This is a genomic window from Italian clover phyllody phytoplasma str. MA1, from assembly GCF_000300695.1.
Classification (GTDB): domain Bacteria; phylum Bacillota_I; class Bacilli_A; order Acholeplasmatales; family Acholeplasmataceae; genus Phytoplasma.
Window position 1 is genome coordinate 1 of sequence record NZ_AKIM01000020.1, and the last position, 4792, is coordinate 4792.

Sequence of the window (4792 nt, forward strand, 5' to 3'; positions counted from 1 at the left end):
TTTTTTTTTTTTCAAAAGAACTAAATATTTTGAATAAAGCGTTAGTAAAAGGTTTAATATTGATTTCGGTTTGATTATGTATTTTAATAATCATATTAATTTTTAATTTCCTTTTATGTAATTTATGTAATATTTTTTATACTAAAAATTATATTTTAAATAAAAAAAAGCACCTTTTTGGACAGGTAGCTTATTTTATTAAAAATAATTTAATGTTTTTTGTTTTTTAAGATTTTTTTACGATTTTTTCTCTCTACACTTGGCTTAACATAATACTCTTTTTTACGAGCTTGCGCAAGGTTACCAGATTTAGAAACATCTCTTTTAAATCTACGTAAAGCGTCATCGATATTTTCTTCTTCGTGAACTATAGTTTTAGGCATTTCACAAACCCCCCTTTTTTTACTATAAAAAATATTTATATGTATAATTTTTATAAAATATTTTGTAACTAAAGTTAGTTTAACATATAAAATAACGAATGTCAATATTTTATAACAAAAAAAATATCTTTTTTCTCTTTTTTTACTTATGTTCTGTAATGAAAGCTGAAAAAAAGAGGATAAAAACTAATATAAAAATGATTTTATCTAAAGGAGAAATTTTTCCTTGAGAACTGTTATCGCCATATTGTTCTGTAAAAGCGTCTACAACGCTTTTTTCAGAAGAAAATAAGATGCCTAAAATAATTAAAACAGCAACTGGATATACTACATAATTACTTGTTAATATTTGCATTTGACTAAAGGACATTATTATAAACCTCTTCTTTTAAAAGAACTAAAGCTTTTAAAAAAACATCATCAGCGTTTTGAATAGCGATAATTTCTAATTTTTCTCTTACTTCAATAGGAATTTCATCCACATCTTTTAAGTTATCTTTAGGAATGAAAATTGTGTTAAGTCCGCTTCTGTTAGCAGCGATAGCTTTTTCTTTCAAACCGCCAATCGGTAAAACAGAACCTCTTAGAGTTATTTCTCCCGTCATTCCTACATCTTTACGAACATATGTTCTTTTGATAGCTGAATAAATGGAAGTTGCGATAGTAACGCCTGCAGAAGGACCATCTTTAGGAATAGCACCTTCTAAAAAGTTAATGTGGAAATCATTTTCATCAAAAATTTTATAATCAATGCCTAATTTTTCCGCATTAGCTTTTAAAAAACTAAAAGCTGTAAAAGCACTTTCTTCAATCACTTTGCCTAAATGACCGGTAAGAACTAATTTACCCTTACCTTTGTAATAAGTCGCTTCTACTGGTAAAATATCTCCACCACAAGAAGTATAAGCCAAACCATTAACCACGCCAATTTGAGGTTTTTCTTCCATTAATAAATGTTGGAAAATAACTTTACCTAAATATGTTTCGATGTTTTTTTTATCGATTTTCACTTTTTCAACTTTATTGATTAAAATTTCTTTAACAGTTTTACGTATTAAATGAGCTATTTTCTTAGTTAAATTTCTCACGCCAGCCTCTTTAGTATAATGTCGGATGATATAAAGCAACGTTAAATCGTCAATTTCGAATTGAGTTTCATCAATGCCGTGCTCTTTTAACTGTTTAGGCAATAAATGTTCTTTAGCGATAATTAATTTATCTTGTTCTGTATAAGAACTTAATTCAATCACTTCTAAACGATCTCTTAAAGGAGGAGCGATAGCGCTTAAATCGTTAGCAGTTGTGATAAATAAAACTTGCGATAAATCAAAAGGTTCAGATAAATAAAGATCGACGAAATTTTGGTTTTGTTTCGGATCAAGAACTTCTAATAAAGCTGAAGAAGGATCATGATGCGAATTAGTGACTAGTTTATCAATTTCATCTAATAAAAAGACTGGATTTTTCACGCCTGCATCTTTTAAACCGCTTAAAATACGCCCTGGCATAGCACCTACATAAGTTCTTCTATGTCCTCTTATTTCACTCTCTTCTTGCATACCACCTAAAGATTGTTTAACGAATTTACGCCCTAAAGCTTCAGCGATAGAAATAGCTAAAGTAGTTTTGCCAACGCCAGGAGGTCCTGATAAACAAAGAATAGTTTGAGCGTTTTTCTTAGTCATGATTTTGACTGCTGCGTATTCTACAATACGTTCTTTAGCCTTAGCTAAACCGTAATGGTTTTTTTCTAAAGTAGCTTGTATTTTTTCCAAGTCGTTAACATCTTTACTTGTTTTTTGCCAAGGTAAAGCTACTAAAAAATCTAAATAATTACGAATAACAAAGGAATCAGCTACTGCTGAGGAGATAGATTGATAACGAGAAAGTTCTTGTAAAGCTTTTTCTTTAATTGTTTTAGGCATATTAGCGGAATTAATTTTTTTTCTTAATTCTTCAATTTCTTCTTCTTTTTTAACTTTATCGCCTAATTCGTTTTGAATAACACGTATTTTTTCTCTTAAATAAAATTCTTTTTGATTTTCATCAATACTACGTTTAACTTCTTCGTTAATTTTATTTTCTAACTCAACTACGTCTATTTTAACTCTAATGTCTTGCAAAATATAAACTAACCTTTTGTTTAAAGAAGGTTCTTTTAAATATTTATATTTTTCTTTTTCTTCTATTCTTAAAGCAAAAATAATTAAATCAGATGCTTTTTCGGTTGTTACGCCGTTTTGTATTTGTTCTAAAAAACTATTTTCAGAAATTAATAAAAACTGACTTATATTTGAAGTAATTTGTTGAATGATTAATTTGATTAAAGTTTGTTCTTCTTGTAAATCGCCTAAAACTGTAGGAACATTCAGAAATTTAGCACTATATAAATCATCTTTTTTTGTTAATTTCTGCGTTTTAACACGATTTAAAATACGGAATTTAACTTTGTAAAGAGAATCATCAATTTTAATAGCAAGCAAAACTTTAGCTAAAACGCCGTATTTTTCTATATCAGAAACTTTTGGTTCTTCATGTAAAAAATTTTTTTGCAATAAAATGACCACATAAGCAGATTCAAACAATTCTGATTGCTTAATAGCGTTGATGGAAAAAGAGCGTCCTATTTCAATTCTAAAGTCATTAGAAGGAATGGGTACAACATTTCTCACAATAACAACAGGCAATTCGTTAGGAATAATATCATCATCTATTTTTTCTTTATTTTTTTTATCGATTTTTTCTGTTTTATCAATGTTTTCTTTTTTATTCATTCGATTCACTACTCATCCTTTTTTTATGCGTGAAGTTAAATTAATATTATTTTGTTCATTTTCATTAAGACTATAAATTATATTATAATCTAAAAAGATTTTTTATTATGAAAAAAATAATTTATTTATTTTCTTTTATTGTCTCTGGTTGGGAAACTTCTTTTTGTTCTTTAAAAACAACTTTTTTAATTAACAAATCACCAGCTTTAATTTGAAATAAACCGTTTTTGATGTTTTCCACAGCATAATTTTCTTTTAATTTATCGATAGGAATTTTATAATACGCGCTTATTTGTTGGTATCTGTGTTCTATCTCTTCTGGAGTCACTTGTATGTTTTCTTTAGCCACTACTTCGTCTAATAAGAAATTAATTTGAACGTTTTTTAAAGCTTTTTCATAATTGTTTTTTTCATATTCTTCTTCGTTCGAATTAGTCATTTTTAAATATTGTTCTAAATTCATGTTTTGTTTTTGTAGTTGAAAAGCAAATTGTTGTTTGATATTTTCTACTTCTGTTTGTACAAAATGTTGAGGAACTTTTAAATTAGAATTAGCTATTAAATATTCAAAAACTTTTTGTAGAACTTCGTTATTATATTCTGAATTGTTTTGGTTTTCTAAATGTTCTTTAATGTTTTTTTTCAACTCATCCGCTGTTTCAATATTAGGTAATTTTAAATTTTTAATAGATTCATCAGTTACAAGGAATTTTTGAGGAGTTTTCATTTCTTTTAAAAAGATTTGAAAAACCGCTTCTTTTCCAGCTAATTCTGCTTTACCATAATTTTCAGGAAAAATCACTTTTATATCTCTTTTTTCTTCTCTTTTCATTCCTAACATACCTGTTTCAAAACCAGGAATGAATTGATTAGAGCCAATTTCTAAACTGTAATTTGTCGCTTCTCCGCCTTCAAAAGGAGTGCCGTCCACAAAACCTTTAAAATCGAAAATAGCTACATCGCCCATTTCTAAAGGAATATCAGTTGTTTTTGGCGCTAATGTTTCATTTTGTTTTAATAATAAATCCATTTGCGCTTGAACATCTTCATCAGTGACATTTTTTCTAAAATCATTTAATGTAATTTTTTGGTAATCACATATTTTTACTTCTGGTTTTAAAGCCATTTCTAAACCGAAACTAAAAGGTTTTTTTCTGTCTAATTTTTCAATATCAAAATCAACTAATTTAGGTTCTCCTACAGTTTTAAATTCTTTATTAGTTAATATTTCTTGAAATTTTTCTACATATATGATGTGGAAAGCATCTTTATATAAAGCCGAAGGACCGTAATGCTTTTCAAAAACTTTTTGGGTAACATGTCCTTTTCTAAAGCCTTTAATTTCTACTTTAGATTGAACTTTGTCAAAAGCTTTTTTGATATAAGATTCGAATTCATCGACAGACACGTCAAAGTGATATTGTACAAAATCATTATTATTTTTTTTAATTTGCATGTTTGATTACCTATATTTTATAAATTTTTATTTATGTAATGATTAGAATGACAAAATCAGCCCATTCTAATAATTACATTTTTATATCCTTTTTAGTTTATTTAAAATTAAAAATGAAGTTTCATAAAAGAAAATACATTATTTATAATTAATGTAAAGTTGATAAAAATAATGATTTT

Annotated in this window: 4 protein-coding genes; all 4 read right to left on the minus strand. The window is 27.0% G+C overall.

The features are described 5' to 3' along the window. Positions 1-209 precede the first annotated feature (209 nt). Positions 210-383 (minus strand): 30S ribosomal protein S21, encoded by a 174-nt coding sequence (gene rpsU, locus RI01_RS01280; protein ID WP_017192851.1) that lies wholly within the window; start codon positions 381-383, stop codon positions 210-212. 142 nt (positions 384-525) lie between these two features. Further along, positions 526-753, minus strand: coding sequence for a hypothetical protein (locus RI01_RS01285; protein ID WP_017192852.1), 228 nt, complete (start codon positions 751-753; stop codon positions 526-528). Then, complete coding sequence (gene lon / locus RI01_RS01290) at positions 743-3157, minus strand: endopeptidase La (protein WP_017192853.1); 2415 nt, start codon at positions 3155-3157, stop codon at positions 743-745. The genes RI01_RS01285 and lon overlap by 11 nt, the downstream gene beginning before the upstream one ends. Positions 3158-3278: 121 nt before the next feature. After that, positions 3279-4613, minus strand: a complete 1335-nt coding sequence (tig, locus tag RI01_RS01295) for a trigger factor (protein ID WP_017192854.1) — start codon at positions 4611-4613, stop codon at positions 3279-3281. Between the last annotated feature and the right edge of the window lie 179 nt (positions 4614-4792).